Source organism: Psychrobacillus sp. FSL H8-0487, assembly GCF_038008385.1.
GTDB lineage: Bacteria > Bacillota > Bacilli > Bacillales_A > Planococcaceae > Psychrobacillus > Psychrobacillus psychrotolerans.
On the sequence record NZ_JBBOZA010000001.1, the window covers coordinates 2151671 to 2168480 of the forward strand.

A 16810-nucleotide genomic window follows, 5' to 3' on the forward strand; every position below is an offset into this window, starting at 1 on the left:
CACCTTTTGTAATTTTTCACTCAGGTATTATTCTCTTTAATACGCCCAAATCCTTTATTGTTGTTAAAAATAAGGCTTTTATAATACAGTTTCGTTACGTTGCGACAAAGTTTTGAATATTATAACATTTATGTCGAATTATCTTTATATCCATATTATACCTAAATGTGAAAAAAGGGTAGACCTAAATTTCGGTCTACCCCTTTATTTATTCATGGACTCTTTTTCATCATTTCCGTAATCGCTAACGCAGCACCATTTTCTGGTCTATCCACATACATATGAGTAATAACACCAATTAGTTTATCTTTTTGCATAATCGGACTCCCACTCATACCTTGTAAGATTCCACCTGTCTTTTCTATGAGCTTTTTGTCCGTTACAGTAAACTGAAATATATGACCTTCTACAGAAGAAATTTCTATTGCGAAATCCTGAACTTTTTTACCATCGATGGAGGTACGCATAACTGCTTTACCTGTCACTATTTCTTCTGGATCTACAATTTCTACCTCTTGCATAGATATATTTTCTAATGCACTATTGTCCAATTTTCCGAAAACACCGTATACATTATTTTCATTTACTCCACCTATCGGTAGCGTATTTGAAGTGTGGGAGGTTATTTTATAGCCAGGATTTCCTGGAGTACTTTTCTTTATCTGCTCTATTGATGATAAATATATTGAACCTTCCGAGAAATTCGGAGTAATTCCAGACTGTTGGTCCACTATTTGATGACCTAAGGCACCAAATTCTTTTGTATTTGGATCAAAATAAGTTAAAGTACCAATGCCTTCTGTTGCATCTCTCAAAAATGGAAGTAATTTCACCATTTGATTTGGAGTAATGCTTTTCGTATACTTTTCTTTTTTATGCTCATACTGGATAATAATTTGTGTACTATCTTTTAAATGACTTTTTACGTCAATTAGATTTGTCACTGGCTTGTTGTTGATCAGATGAATCGCGTCACCCGTGCGCAGCCATTCATCATCTGAAATTAAAACATCATTATTTACAAAAACGGTACCATAATGTAAATCAATTTGAATGGACTGTCCGAGTGGTACTACTGAAGTCTGTTCTGCAAAAGCTGAATTGTTTGCGAAGAATAAAGTAAAGAAGAGTAGTGGCATTAGCGACCATTTTCGATAGTTTTTCTGCATATTTCACCTCCCTATATTGATACTATGTCCTAGAAAATGTCCGCTATGAGAGGTAAATAATTGATAAAAAAAAGACCTTAGTTAAATAAGGTCTTTAGACGTTTCTAATAATTTTTTTTCGATCTTTTGCTAAAGTTAATAGTTCTTTCGAATGCTGTAATGTTGTGTTTGTGATTTCTGCCCCAGACATCATGCGACTAAGTTCTTCCGCTCGTTTATCGTTTTGCACTTCTTCTAAAACAGTAAACGTGCGATTTCCACTTACTTCTTTTTTAATCATTAAATGCTGATCTGCCATTGCAGCAACCTGTGGTAAATGAGATATACAAAGTACTTGAGAATTCGAAGCAATTCCTGCAATTTTTTCTGCAATCGATTGAGCAACTCGTCCACTTACTCCCGTATCAACCTCATCAAAAATGATGGATGTGATACCTTGATGTTTGGAAAAGATACTTTTGAGTGCCAACATCATTCGAGAAAGTTCTCCGCCTGAAGCAATTTTAGTTAATGCTTTCAAAGGTTCCCCTACGTTAGTTGAAATGTAAAATGATAAATCGTCTAATCCATTTTCATTGTAAACTGCCTTCACAGTCTCATGAAACATAACCGAAAAAGTGGCCTTTTCCATATACAATTCTTGTAACTGCTCCATAATAGCAACGCTTAATCGTTTTGCTGCGCTTTTACGTTTATCTGTTAAATCCGTTGCTTCTAGTTCCAAGTCAATTTCAATTTGATGTATTTTTTCAGCCATTTTTTGAATTTGCTCATCACGATTCACTAATTGGTCTAAACTATATTGAATCTGATCTTTGTATGTAAGTATCTCTTCAATAGAGGGACCATATTTTCGTTTTAACGTTTGGATAGTAGCTAAACGTTCATCTACAATTTGTAGCTGGTTATTATCAAATTCCATCTCATCCAACTCATTTTTCAGTTGATAAGCTGCATCCTGTAAAATGTAAAATGCTGACGATACATTTTCACTTAGCTCTTGCATATTCTTATCCATATCTGCGATATCTTGAAGATCTGCCATAGCAGTTCCTATATAATCCAACCCTTTAGATTCATCTAGTATGGCATCATAGGCGCTACTCATCTTATCAAATACTTTATGAAAATTTTGTAATTTCTTTTTCTGTTCCTGTAACTGTTCCTCTTCACCAATAACTAAGTTTGAGTCAACAATTTCCTCAACCTGAAATGTATACAGATCGATTTTGTGTGCAATCTGTTGTTCATTCTCTGATAGTTTGTCTAGCTCTTTTTTCCATTTTTTATATTGCTTATAAAGTTCTTGATAAGAATCTTTTACTTCTTTTAAGCTTTCTCCTGCAAATTGATCCAATAGATGAATATGTGCCTTATCATCCATCAATTCTTGGCTCTCATGTTGGCCGTGGATATCTATTAAAGAAGCACCAATTTCTCTTAAAATACCGATAGTTACAAGTTTCCCGTTTATTCGACAAACGCTTTTTCCTGAAAGATTGATATCTCTTCGTAAAATAATAGACTCGTCTTCAAAATCTATCCCAATATCCTCTAGTTTTTTAATCACTCCATGGCTGGGATTAGCTATTAAAAACAAACCCTCTAATTCTGCTTTTTTAGCGCCATGTCTGATAAATTCATGTGAGCCTCTACCACCGCATAACAAATGTACCGCATCAATAATTATAGACTTCCCTGCTCCAGTTTCTCCTGTAAGAACAGTAAGCCCTTCTTCAAAACTAACTGTCAATTCATCAATAATGGCAAAGTTTTTTATCGTTAGTTCTTTCAACAATAGTTTTCACCTCATTTTAGAGCATTTCGAGTAAGCGCTCTTTAATAACTAGACTGTCTTGTTCTTCTCTACATAGGATTAAACAAGTGTCATCTCCACAAATAGTTCCCAGAATTTCTGGCCAGTCTAAGTAATCTATTAAGGAGCCTATTGCATGAGCATTACCAGGTAACGTTTTCATCACTAAAAAATGACTTGCACCATCGATACTAACAAATGCATCAGACAGGGCTCTTCTCAATTTTTGAATAGGATTAAAGCGTTGGTCTGCAGGTAAACTATACTTATAATTACCGTTTGGCAACGGTACTTTTACTAAATGAAGTTCTTTAATATCTCTCGAAACAGTAGCTTGCGTGACATTATATCCCGCATTTTTTAGAGAGTCTACTAAATCATCCTGTGTTTCGATTTCGTGTTTTGCAATAATATCTCTTATGCGAATATGTCGTTGTCCCTTGTTCATATGGGGTTCACCTCATTGTATATTTATACTATTTAATTTATACAATAGCATTGGTTTAGAAAAGTAACAAGAAAAAAGCGACTCTTTTACAAGAGCCGCAAGATTATTTAAGGAGTTGATGTGCTTCGCCTACTAGTTTATCGAAATCGATCTGATGCGGAGAGAACTCCTCATCGACAATGTTCGTAAGATGAAATAAAAATTCGATATTTCCTTCTCCACCCGTAATAGGAGAGAAAGAAGCACTTTTTAGCTGAAAGTGCTGACTTTCTGCAAAATTAGCTATATCATTCAAAACATCGATATGCACTGCTTTGTCTCGAATTACACCTTTTTTCCCCACTCGATCTTTGCCTGCCTCAAACTGAGGTTTTACAAGGGCAATAACATCACCATTAGGTACTAAAATTGTTTTTAAAGTTGGAAAAATAAGCTTTAACGAAATAAATGATACATCAATCGATGCAAAGGATGGTAAGCCCTCTAAAAAATCTGCAGGTGTTGAATATCTAAAATTCGTTTTTTCCATAACAGTTACACGATCATCTTGTCTAATTTTCCAAGCTAACTGGTTGCTTCCTACATCTAAAGCATAAGCATGCTTGACTCCATTTTGTAAGCCACAATCTGTAAATCCACCTGTGGAAGAACCGATATCAAGCATGATTTTGTTTTCAATATTCAAGTCAAATTGTTCTAACGCTTTTTCTAGCTTTAATCCACCGCGGCTAACATACTTTAATACCTGACCCTTTATAGTTAAAACAGAGGTGTTTTCCACCTTTTCTCCAGGTTTGTCTATACGCTCTTCGTTTTTATAAATAAGCCCTGCCATAATCGCACGTTTAGCCTTTTCTCTCGTATCAAATAATCCTTGCTCTACTAATAGTACGTCCACGCGCTCTTTCGGAATTTTAGTCATGACGGAATATACCTAGATGGTTCATTCACTTTTTTAGTCACTACTTTGACAATTTCATCCGTAGTCACATGAATTTCTTCCAGTAATTGATTTACTTCGCCATGTTCGATAAAGATATCAGGAATTCCTATACGATGTACATTTACTTGTAGGTTGTTCTCATTATAAACTTCTAGCACCGCACTACCGAAACCACCTTGAAGCGCACTCTCTTCCACTGTAATAATTGGAATATTACGCGCTTGAAGGTCTAGTAGCATTTTTGTATCTAGTGGTTTTATAAAACGAGCATTGATCACTTCAACGGAAATATTATGTTCGGCAAGTACCTCTGCTGCTTTCATAGCCATAGGAATTGTTGTTCCAAATGTTAGGATAGCTGCCTGTGTACCTTCTTTTAGTACTTCCCAAGTACCAATTGGTATTGTTTTCAATTCTTCATCCATTGGTACACCAAGACCATTTCCTCTTGGGTAACGAAGTGCTATTGGTCCATCAGAATATTCGAAGGCAGTTTTAACCATATGCTGTCCTTCATTTTCATCTTTAGGCATCATAATAACCATATTAGGCATATGACGTAAGAAAGAAATATCAAATACCCCTTGATGAGTTTCTCCATCTGCTCCAACCAAACCAGCTCGGTCAATTGCGACTACAACATTTAAGTTTTGACGACAAATATCATGTAGCATCTGATCATAAGCACGTTGAAGGAATGTTGAATAAATAACAAGCATTGGCTTCATACCATCTGCAGCCATACCAGCAGCCATTGTAGTTGCATGCTGCTCTGCAATACCTACATCGAACATACGAGTTGGAAATTCAGATGCAAATCCTTCTAATTTAGATCCGACTGGCATTGCTGGAGTAATCGCTACAATACGTTTATCTGTTCTTGCAAGCTTCCTTGCTGTTTCTGCAACAAGTGCACTCCATGAAGGACCTTTTGATGCGGATTTGATCAAATCCCCAGTCTCCATTTTATAAGGTCCTGTTCCATGCCATGTGCCGATTTTATCCAGCTCCGCTGGTTTAAAGCCTTTACCTTTTTTCGTAATAACGTGTAAAAGTACCGGTCCTTTCATCTTCTTCGCATATTGTAAGTTTTCTTCTAATGCTTCAAAGTCGTGGCCATCGATTGGTCCAAGGTACGTAAATCCAAGTTCCTCAAAAAACACACCAGAAACTAGTAAATACTTCAGACTATCTTTTACTCGTTCTGCAGTTCCTGCAAGCTTTCCGCCTACCGCTGGAATTTTTTTCAGCAATGATTCTAGTTCATCTTTTGCTTTGTTATAAGTTCCATGAGTACGCAGTCTTCCTAATACATTGTGTAGAGCACCTACATTTGGAGCAATAGACATTTCGTTATCATTTAATATAACGGTAATATCCGTTTGCTCATGCCCGATATGATTTAATGCTTCTAGCGCCATACCACCTGTTAGTGCACCATCACCTATAATTGGCACTACATAGTTTTTCTTGTTTTGTAAATCTCTCGCTTTTGCCATACCCATTGCAGCTGAAAGGGACGTTGAGCTATGTCCTGCTTCCCAAACATCATGTTCACTTTCAATACGCTTTGGAAATCCACATAATCCTTTAAACTGACGTAACGTATCGAATTGATCCGCTCGGCCGGTTAAAATTTTATGGACATATGCTTGATGTCCTACATCCCAAAGAAATTTGTCTTCTGGGCTATTAAATGCTTTATGCAAAGCTATAGTCAGTTCTACAACACCTAAGTTTGGCCCAATATGCCCACCAGTTACGGATAAATTTCCTATTAAAAACGATCGAATATCTTCACTAAGTTCCTTTAATTGTTCATTATCTAAACTTTTTAAAAAGGATGGGCTAGAAATTGAAGTTAAATCCATTGCCATCACACACCTTCTATTAGATTTCCTTCTTTACAACTAGTTAATATCATAGCAATAAACGGCTAAAAAACAAAATTATTAGCTACTATTTGGTTCTTTTCGTAATATAATTGGCGAATTCTACTAGTAAACCATTTTGCATTTGTATACTTTCTAATGCTTGAAAAGCTAGATTATACCGATTTTGAAGCTCTTTTTTGGCACCTTCCATTGTCAAAATTGAAGGATATGTATTTTTTTCGCTTATTAAGTCTTTCCCCGCAGTTTTACCCAATTGCTCTGATGTACCTTCTACGTCAAGAATATCATCTTGAATTTGGAACGCCAGCCCAATATGAAAAGCGTATTCTTTTAATGCACTCATTACTTCCTCGGACACATTGGCAATAATAGCTCCAGCCAAAATACTGTAAGACAATAATGCACCTGTTTTGTTCAAGTGAATCTCTTCCAGTTGTTCTAAAGTTAAAGTTTGACCTTCCCCAAGCATATCTAATACTTGGCCTCCAACCATGCCTTCAGCACCAGCAGCGAAGCTAAACTTATCTATTAAAGCTATTTTTAGTTCTGGTGATATATTTGGAAGTCTCGCAATTATACCGAAAACAAGTGTAATAAGAGCATCTCCGGCTAATATAGCCAGTGCTTCTCCAAATACAATGTGATTGGTTGGCTTTCCGCGACGTAAATCATCATTGTCCATCGCAGGTAAATCATCATGGATTAACGAATATGTGTGAATCATTTCAATCGTACTTGCCACAATAATGGCATCCTCATTTTGAACATCCAATTCTTTTAAAACTGCAAGCGTATAAAGTGGTCGCACTCTTTTTCCACCTGCTTGAAGTGAATAGAGCATAGCATCTTTTAAAGGCTGAGGTGCCTTTAAATCTTTTATAAGATCATGTAATGTTTTATCAATAAGTGGCTGATTGGTTTCAATAAATGAAGTTAATAAATTACTCATGGACTCCACCAGCATCTTCTTTGTTTTCATCCATAAATGTCACTAATTGTTTCTCTGCCTTTTGTAATTTGTCACTACAAACTTTAGAAAGCTCCATACCTTTTTGATACAACTCTATAGCACTTTCTAAAGGTACGTCGCCTTGTTCTAACTGACGAACGATATTTTCTAATTGCAGCATTGCTTCGTCGAATAGAATATCCTTTTTAGTCATAAATATTAATCCTCACTTTCTTTCACTTCAACTCGCCTAACGATTGCTTCTAATTGACCATCTTGTAATGTAACAAATATAGAATCATCTTTTTTTACATTTTCCACGGATTTAACTAGTTGACCTTCTTTGTATATAATACTGTATCCACGATCCATAATCTTTAATGGATTTAACGCTTCTAATGTTCGAATAGAACTAACAAATTGCTGACGATGTTTTTCAAATGTGGATAGTGAAGCTTGGTTCAATTGATTCGTTACAGATTGTACAGATTTATGATGTTGATCGATTACTTTTTGTGGAGATAATTGAGAAAATCTATTTTGAACTTGTAAAAAATCACGTTGTTTGTCTTTAAAGAGAAAACTAGTTTCTCTTTGTAGCTGCTGTTCCGTACGAACGAACCTTTCTATAAAAGGACGATATAATTTCTCTGGGGTTGCCAGTACAGGTGATTCCATAGCCCGGTTATATCTATTTTTTTCATCTGTTATACGTTTCGTAATGAAGTGTAAGCTAGCCGATTGGAATGATAAAATATTTTGCATTAGATTTTCTTTGCTAGGTACTGCCATTTCAGCTGCAGCTGTTGGGGTTGGAGCTCTTAAATCAGAAACGAAATCAGCAATAGTTGTATCTGTTTCATGACCAATTGCGCTGATGATTGGAATCTTGCTGTTAGCAATAGCTCTAGCTACAACTTCCTCGTTAAAAGCCCAGAGATCCTCAATAGAACCTCCCCCTCGTCCTACGATTAAAACGTCTATATCGCCTGTTCGAGTGGCTTTTTCAATAGACTTCACAATAGAAGGTGCAGCTTGAGGTCCTTGAACGATACTAGGAAATACGATTACTTCAGAAATAGGATAACGGCGTTCCAATGTAGTGAGGATATCTCGAATAGCTGCTCCGGTTTTAGAAGTGACCACACCAATTTTTTTCGGAAATGTTGGTATGGCTTTTTTGCGACTTGGATGGAAGAGTCCTTCTTGTTGCAATTTCTTTTTTAATTGTTCAAATGCTAAAAAAAGCTCCCCTATACCGTCCGGCTGTATAGTAGCAGCATATAACTGGTATTGTCCAGCTACCTCGAATACATTTATATCTCCTCTTACGAGTACATTCATGCCACTTTCAGGAACAAACTTTAATGTTTTGGCATTCATGGCAAACATAACTGAAGTAATTCGGGCAGCATCGTCTTTAAGCGTAAAATAGATATGTCCGCTAGAATGAACTTTCACATTAGATAGTTCTCCTTTTACGTATACATCTCGTAAATGCGTGTCCGCATCGAATTTTCGCTTTATGTATTTGGTTAAGGCTTTTACAGTTAAGTATTTACTCGGTTCTGTAGTCACAAAAACAACTCCATTAGTATAAAAATAAATTTACTTGAGTCAATCTCATAAGACATATGAAACAGTGAAATCCGAACAATGTTGATTATCGCTTCAGGCGACGCTTTCCGTGGGCACGGCTTCAATCAACGAAATCCACTTTGTATAAAAGGATAATTAAATAAAATATCACATAAAAACTCGTATTTTATATTAAAATAAGTAATTACGAAACTTACTCACTTACTGAATCATTTATAAAATAACAGATAAAAATAGAGCATTCTCAAATTCAACAGTGATTACAAGATCGATTTATCTAGACCTAAATCTTAATCTAATTCTTCTTAGAATAGGCTTTGCAAAATCTTATTGATAGGTACTACTCCTTTAATTGATTGAAGTGAAATGTGGCGACTCCAGCGGGATGAGTGAGACAGATGAGCTATCACAACGACGCGTAGCGACGGTGATAGCTCATCGCTCACCCCGCGGAAAGCGTCCACATGTAACGGAAATCAGTAGCATTAACAGATTAGCAGCTCACTGTATTTGTCATTCAATTTAAAAGCTGTCTTTCATAGAAAAACAGCTCCACAATTATTTATTAGTTAATGTATTTTCAGCCGCTAAACAAGTATTTTCCATTAGCATTGCGATTGTCATCGGACCTACCCCACCAGGAACTGGAGTAATTTTAGAAGCTACTTTTTGAGCAGATTCGAAATCCACATCACCACAAAGCTTGTTGTTCTCGTCGCGGTTAATGCCTACGTCAATGACTACAGCACCTTCTTTTATATAACTTGCATCTATCATTTTAGTTCTACCAGTTGCTACAACTAAAATATCCGCTTGTTTCGTAAAAGAATGTAAATCCTTTGTTCTAGAATGACAGTATGTAACGGTAGCATCCTTTTGTAGCAATAATTGTCCCATTGGTTTACCAACAATGTTACTGCGACCAATAATAACAGCATGTTTACCTGCAATTTCTACATCACTATATTCAAGTAATTTCATTACGCCAAAAGGTGTACATGGAAGGAACGATTGTTGACCAATCATCATTTTTCCCACATTTTCCGGATGGAAACCATCTACATCTTTTTGTGGTGAGATAGCTGCGATTACTCTGTCCTCATTAATTTGAGGAGGCAAAGGCAATTGAACTAAAATACCATGAATTTTGTCATCAACGTTTAGTGCCTCTACATTTTTAAGAAGCTCCACTTCAGAAATATTTTCGTCCAACTCTATTTGTACGGAATACATACCTAAACGTTCACACGTTTTTGCTTTGTTGTTTACATATGTTTGTGAGGCCGGATTATTACCTACTAAAACTACTGCTAATCCTGGAACGACACCTTTAGATTTTAGGTTCTCCACACGTTCTTTCACTTTTTCTGTAACTAAACCTGCAATTTGTTTTCCATCAATCTTTGTAGTAGACACTTCATAAGCTCCTTAAGGCAATGTAGATTATTGCTCAGTATATTTAGATAAAACACCATTTACAAAACGACTTGACTTTTCGTCACCAAATATTTTAGAAATTTCTAGTGCTTCATTAATGACAACTTTAGCTGGAGTTTCTTTGTTATAAAGTAATTCAAATACTGCTATTCTTAGCACTGTACGTTCAATCTTCGGAAGTCTGGAAAGCGACCAGTTTTCTAATTTATCTGTTAATGTTGCATCTATTTCCTCTTTGTAATTCACGACTCCAGTTACTACTTGAGTTAGGAAAGGATCTGTCTCTTCCGTCACATGCCCAATAGCTTCTTCTATGGAAATTTCATGATTATCTAATTGAAATAGTGCTTGTAATGCTAATTCTCGAGCTTGTCTTCGTTTCATAATTTAGTTCTCCTTTAAATGTAACTATCTAGACAATCATAGCATATTTTTTTGTAGTATGCGCATTAGAAAGGCAAAAAAAGAAAGAGCTATCTAACTAATAGCTCTTTCTCTTTTATTCTACTGTATCGAATTGTACACCTGTAATATGTACATTCACTTCTTTAGGAGTTAAACTCGTCATATTTTCAATTGCTTGACGAATTTGAGATTGTACTTCTCTAGCAACTTTAGGAACGGAAGAGCCATATTTTACTAGGCAATATACGTCTATAAACAGGCCATCATTGTTTATCTCCGTTTTGATCCCTTTACCATGTACTTTTTTCCCTAGACGTTCCACTACACCTGCCGCAAAGTTGCCTCGTGTACCAGCAATTCCTTCTACTTCGGTTGTAGCAATACCAGCAATTACAGTAATTACTTCGGGAGCTATTTCAATTGTCCCTAGATCTTCTTTTCCTTCAGGAGTCATTTGAACAAACTTTTGTTCAGTAGTTTCTGTCATATCATTCACTCCTTATTATGAATTCATTACATCATATTTTTCTAAGAATTTCGTATCAAAATCTCCTGACTTAAATACTTCATGATTCATGAGCTTCGAATGGAATCCAATAGTAGTTTCGACTCCCTCAATCGCAAATTCACTTAGAGCACGTTTCATTTTAGCAATTGCTTCTTCTCTCGTTGCTGCATGAACAATAAGCTTTGCAACCATTGAATCATAAAATGGGGGAATCGTATAACCTGGGTATACAGCTGAATCTACCCGAACTCCTAATCCACCTGGAGGCAAGTAAAACTCAACTAATCCTGGTGAAGGCATAAAGTTTTTAGAAGGGTTTTCTGCATTGATACGACATTCAATTGCCCATCCATTAAGTTTAATATCTTTTTGTTCGAATGGCAACTTTTCGCCAGATGCCACTAAGAGCATTTGTTTGATCAGATCCACGCCTGTAATCATTTCTGTAACAGGATGCTCCACTTGAATACGTGTGTTCATCTCCATAAAGTAGAATTTTTGAGCTATATGATCAAAGATAAACTCTACAGTGCCTGCACTTTCATATCCAACAGCAAGTGCGGCTTTTACAGCTGCTTCACCCATCTCTGCACGAAGCGCTTCTGACAACGCAGGAGAAGGGGCTTCTTCCACTAGCTTTTGCATACGACGCTGCACGGTACAATCTCGCTCACCTAAGTGAACTGCATTTCCATGGCCATCTGCTAACACTTGTATTTCTACATGACGGAATATTTCAATGTATTTCTCTAAGTAAACACCAGGATTACCAAATGCCGCTGCTGCTTCTTTTTGAGTTATTTTAATGCCATTTAGAAGATCTTCCTCATCTTTTGCAACACGGATACCTTTACCGCCGCCTCCAGCTGTTGCTTTGATAATTACAGGAAAGCCTATTTCATTTGCAACTTTCAATGCATCTTCATCCGTTTCTACAATACCTTTAGATCCAGGTACTGTTGGAACTCCTGCTTTTTGCATTGTTTCTTTTGCAACGTCCTTAATCCCCATGCTTTTAATGGCAGAGGAAGTTGGTCCGATAAATTTAATATCACATTCTTCACAAAGCTCAGCAAACTCCGCATTTTCTGCTAGGAACCCATAACCAGGATGAATTCCATCACAACCGGTAAGTTTTGCTACAGTAATAATATTAGAGAAATTCAAATAAGAATCCTTCGAGAGTCTTGGTCCTATACAGTAAGCCTCATCAGCAATCTGAACATGAAGCGCTTCCCGATCCGCTTCTGAATATACAGCGACTGTTTCAATATCTAATTCTTTACATGCACGTATTATACGGACAGCTATTTCTCCGCGATTGGCAATTAGTACTTTTTTCATCATCCTAGCTCCCTTCTTAGTTTCCTTTAACGAGGAACAGAGGTTGACCATATTCAACTAATTGTCCATCTTTCACAAGAATTTCTACTACTTGCCCGTCAATTTCAGCTTCAATTTCATTAAACAGCTTCATTGCTTCCACGATACAAACAATCGAATCAGCAGATACTTTCGTACCAACCTCTACGTATGCAGCAGTATCAGGAGATGAAGATTGGTAGAATGTTCCTACCATTGGTGAAATAATCGTATGTAATGAACTATCCACAACACTTTCAGTAGTAGCTTCTTCTACAACTTGTTGCTTTGGTGCTTCTTGAGCTACTGGTGCTTTTACTTCTACTTGTTTTGGTTGTTCTATTATAGATGAGCTCTCAAACGTTTCACTCGTAGAATTTACAAAACCTTTTTCATTCTTTTTCAATTTAATCTTAGTGCCTTCTGATTCGTATAAAAATTCATCTAAAGAAGACTGATCTACTAGTTTAATAATTTCTCTAATTTCTTGTATCTTCATTTTGTTTAATCCCCTTTAATCTACATTATTTATAGCTCCATATTCTATTTTAGACTTTTTTACGCAAATTTGAAATAGATAGAGCTAATTATTCTGAAATAATAAATAAATGATGCCTTATCAATATATTGAAAGTCCTTTGTTAGAGGGTTTCAAAAACATTTTAGTCTTTGCTTATTTTATCAATAACAATAACTTCAAAAGCATATTTATACTATTTTTTCTTCCTTTTGGTTTATATCAAAAAAAAGCGCCTATTCAGGCACTCTTCAAAATTACTATTTAGCTTACTCGCCATCAAAGTTTACTTCAACATTATATGCTTTTGGCCACTCACGTTTCACTGCATAAATAATCTCAGATGCTTTTTTAGTTGATTGTTCGTTAGAAACAACGTCTATTAAAACATCACTCTCTTCGATTCGTACTAATGCATCATCGTAACCTAATGATTTGATGATTAACTCAAGCATCGCTTCTGTAGAATCTATTTTAACTAGCTCTTCAATTTTGTTATATGCCTCGTCTTTTTGTTCTGCTGTGAATTCATTGGAACCTACTTTTGTAGTTAGCTGATCGCGTAATTGACTACGTTTTTCTGTAACTTCCATTCTCATTTCTTCAAATGCATTGCTCTGTGAAACGAATGATTCCTCATTTGTTGATGACGTTTCTACTAGTCCTACCTCATCTATCGTGTCATCGGAAAATAAAGCAATTCCATCGAATGGTGATGGTTGATCCGATACATAAAAAACTGTTACTACTGCAACTAGACTAAATAATGTTAAAAACCATACAGATCTCTTTTTATTCATATTTTTTATCCTCCAATTCCATTTCTTCTATCACAATTCGATGTGGAGATATTTGCAATACAGATGATAGTGTTTTTATCAAACTATTTTGTATACGTTTGTCGTTCGCCCCTTCCGCAACTACTAGTATTCCAATCAAATTCTCCTTGTCCTTTTTAGTCTCACTTGTCCACTGGAAAAATGATAAATCACTTTCCGCATTCTTTTCAGAGCTCTCTTCGTAATGGAAATACACTGCAACTTTGCCCACTCCGTTTATCTTCTCTAAAATCGAAGTTAGGTTTTCTGTAGTTTGGTTGACAGTTTCTTCGGGTTTAACAACTTTCCCCTCATCACGAGTGAGTAAATCAGAAAAAAGAAGACTTATGAAAAGGACAGCTATACAAATAACAACAAAACGAAAAGTGGGTTTTTGTTTTAATGAAATTTGATTCACCCTTCTTTTCATGCTGGATACAATACTTTATGCAAGACAACCTGTTTATATGAAGAGAAAGCTCAGAATCCAATAGATAATTGCAATTTTTACAAGAAATCCATTTCGTTCCGTATCTGTATGCTCCAATAAGATAGAAAGAAACTCACCGACTAGAACAATTATTAAAATACCAAAGAGAAGTGTCGTAACGATGGTTACTATCCTTTCCCGCTTATTAATAGTTTTGCAAATAGCATGGTTAATATAATTGTGAAGAAAAATGTAAACGCGATTAATACCGAAATAATAGATAGTACAAATAACGTTTTTCCAATGTCATCTAACAATCCACTTATATTACCTTCTACAAACGGTTCCAATATAGCACTAAGTAAACGATATAGAAAAGCAATGAGAATTGTTTGGATCGTTGGAATAGACACTAACATTAGCACTGATAGAATTACTGCATTTCCGGTTATAACCGAAGCAGATGAGGAGAAGTTTTTCATCGTACTAATACTTTCTGTTAATAAAGATCCAACAAAAGGAATATTATTTTGTATAAGTCTTTTTACAGTCTCATTGACAGTTCCACTTACGGACCATGTTATGACACCATTGACGGACATGAAAATACTATATAACAGTAGAATAATAGAAGTAGATCCTATTAAAGTTAGCCGGATGAGATCAGCCATTTTGGCAAAAGAAGTTGGAGGATGAATTCTACTGATCAAATCAAATATAAACGCAGCCATTATAGCAGGTATTAATATTTTCCCGGCTAACACGGTAGTAAATGAGGCAAATAGCATAACTGCTGGATTCCAAGAGGTTATTAAAAATGCTCCACCAGAAGCTGCAATCCCTAGCGTTAAAATTGGATAAATCCCTAAAAAGAGAGTCACTAATTCTGTTGTCATCGCTTGAATCATCTCTAAAGAGCGGATAGCTGGCTCTAAACAATAGATACATATTATTAACATAAATAGCAATTTCAATAATTTCTTGCTCGACGGGATAAACCATTCCAGACAAATAAAGATAAATCCAAATAATAGCATGTACGAAAAAGTTTGTGCTACCTCTTTAACCGGTTGCACTAAAGACATAAGCATCTCTTCCATAGCTGTTCATTCCTTCAAGAGAGTAGTCCCAAAATTGATATAAACTTGTCGTAAAATTGTTGCATATGATTCAACCAGACAATGAGTAAAATAGCTTTGGTCGTAAAAGTAAATAACGATGCCAGGCTTGTATATTCATAGTCCAAAAGCAGGTCTTCAATTATTTGCGAAAGGAACAATAGTACGACTGAGAATGTCAGTAGTTTGAAGACCGGTAATAGATTAGTTGGTAAGACGTTGATATACTGGGAGACCAAAGGAATGATAAATACGGTTAAAATATAAGTTAAAAAGAGAAAAATGTAGATTGTATACACAATTGTATGAATGCGAGGGTAAATTTCTTTTATAAGCTGCAATAGCACAAATGCTAGAATGATTGTTATGTAAATGATCATAGGCTAACTCGTCATCATAAGCCATTCTAAAAATGTAGATATTTCGTAAAAGAAAAGTTTTAACAGTCGCAATAATTCAATTGTCATATAGATATAACCAACGAAAAATAAAAAAAACGCAAATTCCTTTTTGCCAGTAGATTCAAAAAACAAGTGAAGAATAGCTATTAAAATACCAATTCCCGCAACTCGAAGTACATCGTGAAGTTCCACAATGCCTCCCCCTTCCATACAAACAACATATGATAGCGTAGAGCGTAATATGAAAGAAAAGTGCATATGAGGATGAATACTTAGATCTATATTTTAGTAAAGAAAGGGTTTTTATTTTCTTAGTCGAATTATTTAAGAGGTATTGATGTTAACTTTACAAACAAATTCTTAAATTTGGTATGAAGGGGAGAATATATTAGTTGATCATTCGTGCATATAAAGATTCGGATGAAATAGGTTGGATTCGATGTAGAGTGCTATCATTTTTGCATACAGCTTATTTTGATAATGTTTTAAACAAAAAGGAAAGCTATGAAAATCCTGCAATCGAATTAGTTGCAGAATTAAACGGACAAATTGTTGGACTCATTGACGTTGAGTATGAAAAGGAAGAAAAGACCGTTTGTTCAAGAGGAGAAGGTTTAGGAGGAATGATTTGGCATATTGCTGTTCATCCAGATTATTATCGACAAGGAATTGGCGAGAAACTACTTCATGCAGCGGAAAAGCAAGCAATTAATATCGGTCTAAATCGTTTTGAAGCTTGGACTAGAGATGACCCTTGGGTACGGAATTGGTATGAAAAAATGTTGTTCCATAAAGTGCATTCATACTACCATATTTACTTGGAAGGAAAAGAAATGAAAAATAAAATTCAAAGTAGCATCCCTAAACTCCATTTAGTCAATGCATTTGCACACTATGTAGGAGACGAAATGGAACAGTTTAAAACATCTAGCCAACGAATTCATGAATGTGTTTGTTATGAAAAATATCTTAAAATTCAATAGTTCCTTGTGCAA

Annotated in this window: 18 protein-coding genes; 1 reads left to right on the forward strand and 17 read right to left on the reverse strand. The window is 35.6% G+C overall.

The window, feature by feature from the left end; genetic code table 11:
* Positions 1–212 precede the first annotated feature (212 nt).
* The 17 genes from MHI47_RS10970 to MHI47_RS11050 all read right to left on the reverse strand — a co-directional run bounded on the left by MHI47_RS10970 (position 213) and on the right by MHI47_RS11050 (position 16007).
* Positions 213–1169: a SpoIVB peptidase S55 domain-containing protein gene (locus MHI47_RS10970; RefSeq protein ID WP_340830835.1), complete on the reverse strand. Its 957-nt coding sequence runs from the start codon at positions 1167–1169 to the stop codon at positions 213–215.
* A 94-nt stretch (positions 1170–1263) separates the two neighbouring features.
* Positions 1264–2967: a DNA repair protein RecN gene (recN, locus tag MHI47_RS10975; RefSeq protein WP_340830837.1), complete on the reverse strand. Its 1704-nt coding sequence runs from the start codon at positions 2965–2967 to the stop codon at positions 1264–1266.
* Between the two features lie 16 nt (positions 2968–2983).
* Positions 2984–3433 carry a transcriptional regulator AhrC/ArgR gene (gene ahrC, locus MHI47_RS10980; protein WP_093538435.1) on the reverse strand — a complete coding sequence of 150 codons (450 nt, stop codon included), beginning with the start codon at positions 3431–3433 and terminating at the stop codon, positions 2984–2986.
* A 103-nt stretch (positions 3434–3536) separates the two neighbouring features.
* On the reverse strand, positions 3537–4355 hold the full coding sequence (locus tag MHI47_RS10985; protein WP_340762545.1) for a TlyA family RNA methyltransferase: 819 nt from the start codon (positions 4353–4355) through the stop codon (positions 3537–3539).
* Positions 4352–6247, reverse strand: a complete 1896-nt coding sequence (gene dxs, locus MHI47_RS10990) for a 1-deoxy-D-xylulose-5-phosphate synthase (RefSeq protein ID WP_093538479.1) — start codon at positions 6245–6247, stop codon at positions 4352–4354. The genes MHI47_RS10985 and dxs overlap by 4 nt, the downstream gene beginning before the upstream one ends.
* Before the next feature lie 88 nt (positions 6248–6335).
* The gene (locus MHI47_RS10995) at positions 6336–7220 is read right to left on the reverse strand and encodes a polyprenyl synthetase family protein (protein WP_340830838.1); all 885 of its coding nucleotides are present in this window, start codon (positions 7218–7220) and stop codon (positions 6336–6338) included.
* A complete protein-coding gene (gene xseB / locus MHI47_RS11000; RefSeq protein ID WP_340762547.1) occupies positions 7213–7434 on the reverse strand; it encodes an exodeoxyribonuclease VII small subunit in 222 nt (73 codons plus the stop codon). The genes MHI47_RS10995 and xseB overlap by 8 nt, the downstream gene beginning before the upstream one ends.
* Before the next feature lie 5 nt (positions 7435–7439).
* On the reverse strand, positions 7440–8798 hold the full coding sequence (gene xseA / locus MHI47_RS11005) for an exodeoxyribonuclease VII large subunit (RefSeq protein WP_340830840.1): 1359 nt from the start codon (positions 8796–8798) through the stop codon (positions 7440–7442).
* 579 nt (positions 8799–9377) lie between these two features.
* Entirely contained in the window at positions 9378–10235 is an 858-nt protein-coding gene (gene folD, locus MHI47_RS11010) for a bifunctional methylenetetrahydrofolate dehydrogenase/methenyltetrahydrofolate cyclohydrolase FolD (RefSeq protein ID WP_340762549.1), read from the reverse strand.
* A 27-nt stretch (positions 10236–10262) separates the two neighbouring features.
* The gene (gene nusB, locus MHI47_RS11015) at positions 10263–10640 is read right to left on the reverse strand and encodes a transcription antitermination factor NusB (protein ID WP_093538429.1); all 378 of its coding nucleotides are present in this window, start codon (positions 10638–10640) and stop codon (positions 10263–10265) included.
* A gap of 115 nt (positions 10641–10755) precedes the next feature.
* A complete protein-coding gene (locus MHI47_RS11020) occupies positions 10756–11148 on the reverse strand; it encodes an Asp23/Gls24 family envelope stress response protein (RefSeq protein ID WP_093538428.1) in 393 nt (130 codons plus the stop codon).
* A gap of 15 nt (positions 11149–11163) precedes the next feature.
* Entirely contained in the window at positions 11164–12516 is a 1353-nt protein-coding gene (accC, locus tag MHI47_RS11025) for an acetyl-CoA carboxylase biotin carboxylase subunit (protein WP_340762550.1), read from the reverse strand.
* Positions 12517–12529: 13 nt separating this feature from the next.
* Positions 12530–13030: an acetyl-CoA carboxylase biotin carboxyl carrier protein gene (gene accB / locus MHI47_RS11030; RefSeq protein ID WP_340762551.1), complete on the reverse strand. Its 501-nt coding sequence runs from the start codon at positions 13028–13030 to the stop codon at positions 12530–12532.
* A 287-nt stretch (positions 13031–13317) separates the two neighbouring features.
* Positions 13318–13848, reverse strand: a complete 531-nt coding sequence (locus MHI47_RS11035) for a SpoIIIAH-like family protein (RefSeq protein ID WP_093538425.1) — start codon at positions 13846–13848, stop codon at positions 13318–13320.
* Complete coding sequence (locus tag MHI47_RS11040) at positions 13841–14284, reverse strand: hypothetical protein (protein WP_340769539.1); 444 nt, start codon at positions 14282–14284, stop codon at positions 13841–13843. The genes MHI47_RS11035 and MHI47_RS11040 overlap by 8 nt, the downstream gene beginning before the upstream one ends.
* Before the next feature lie 200 nt (positions 14285–14484).
* Positions 14485–15396 carry a stage III sporulation protein AE gene (locus MHI47_RS11045; RefSeq protein WP_340830842.1) on the reverse strand — a complete coding sequence of 304 codons (912 nt, stop codon included), beginning with the start codon at positions 15394–15396 and terminating at the stop codon, positions 14485–14487.
* A 401-nt stretch (positions 15397–15797) separates the two neighbouring features.
* Positions 15798–16007 carry a SpoIIIAC/SpoIIIAD family protein gene (locus tag MHI47_RS11050; RefSeq protein ID WP_093538422.1) on the reverse strand — a complete coding sequence of 70 codons (210 nt, stop codon included), beginning with the start codon at positions 16005–16007 and terminating at the stop codon, positions 15798–15800.
* Between the two features lie 200 nt (positions 16008–16207).
* Here MHI47_RS11050 and MHI47_RS11055 point away from each other — a divergent pair, with 200 nt between their 5' ends.
* Positions 16208–16798, forward strand: coding sequence for a GNAT family N-acetyltransferase (locus tag MHI47_RS11055; RefSeq protein WP_340830844.1), 591 nt, complete (start codon positions 16208–16210; stop codon positions 16796–16798).
* Positions 16799–16810: the final 12 nt, after the last annotated feature.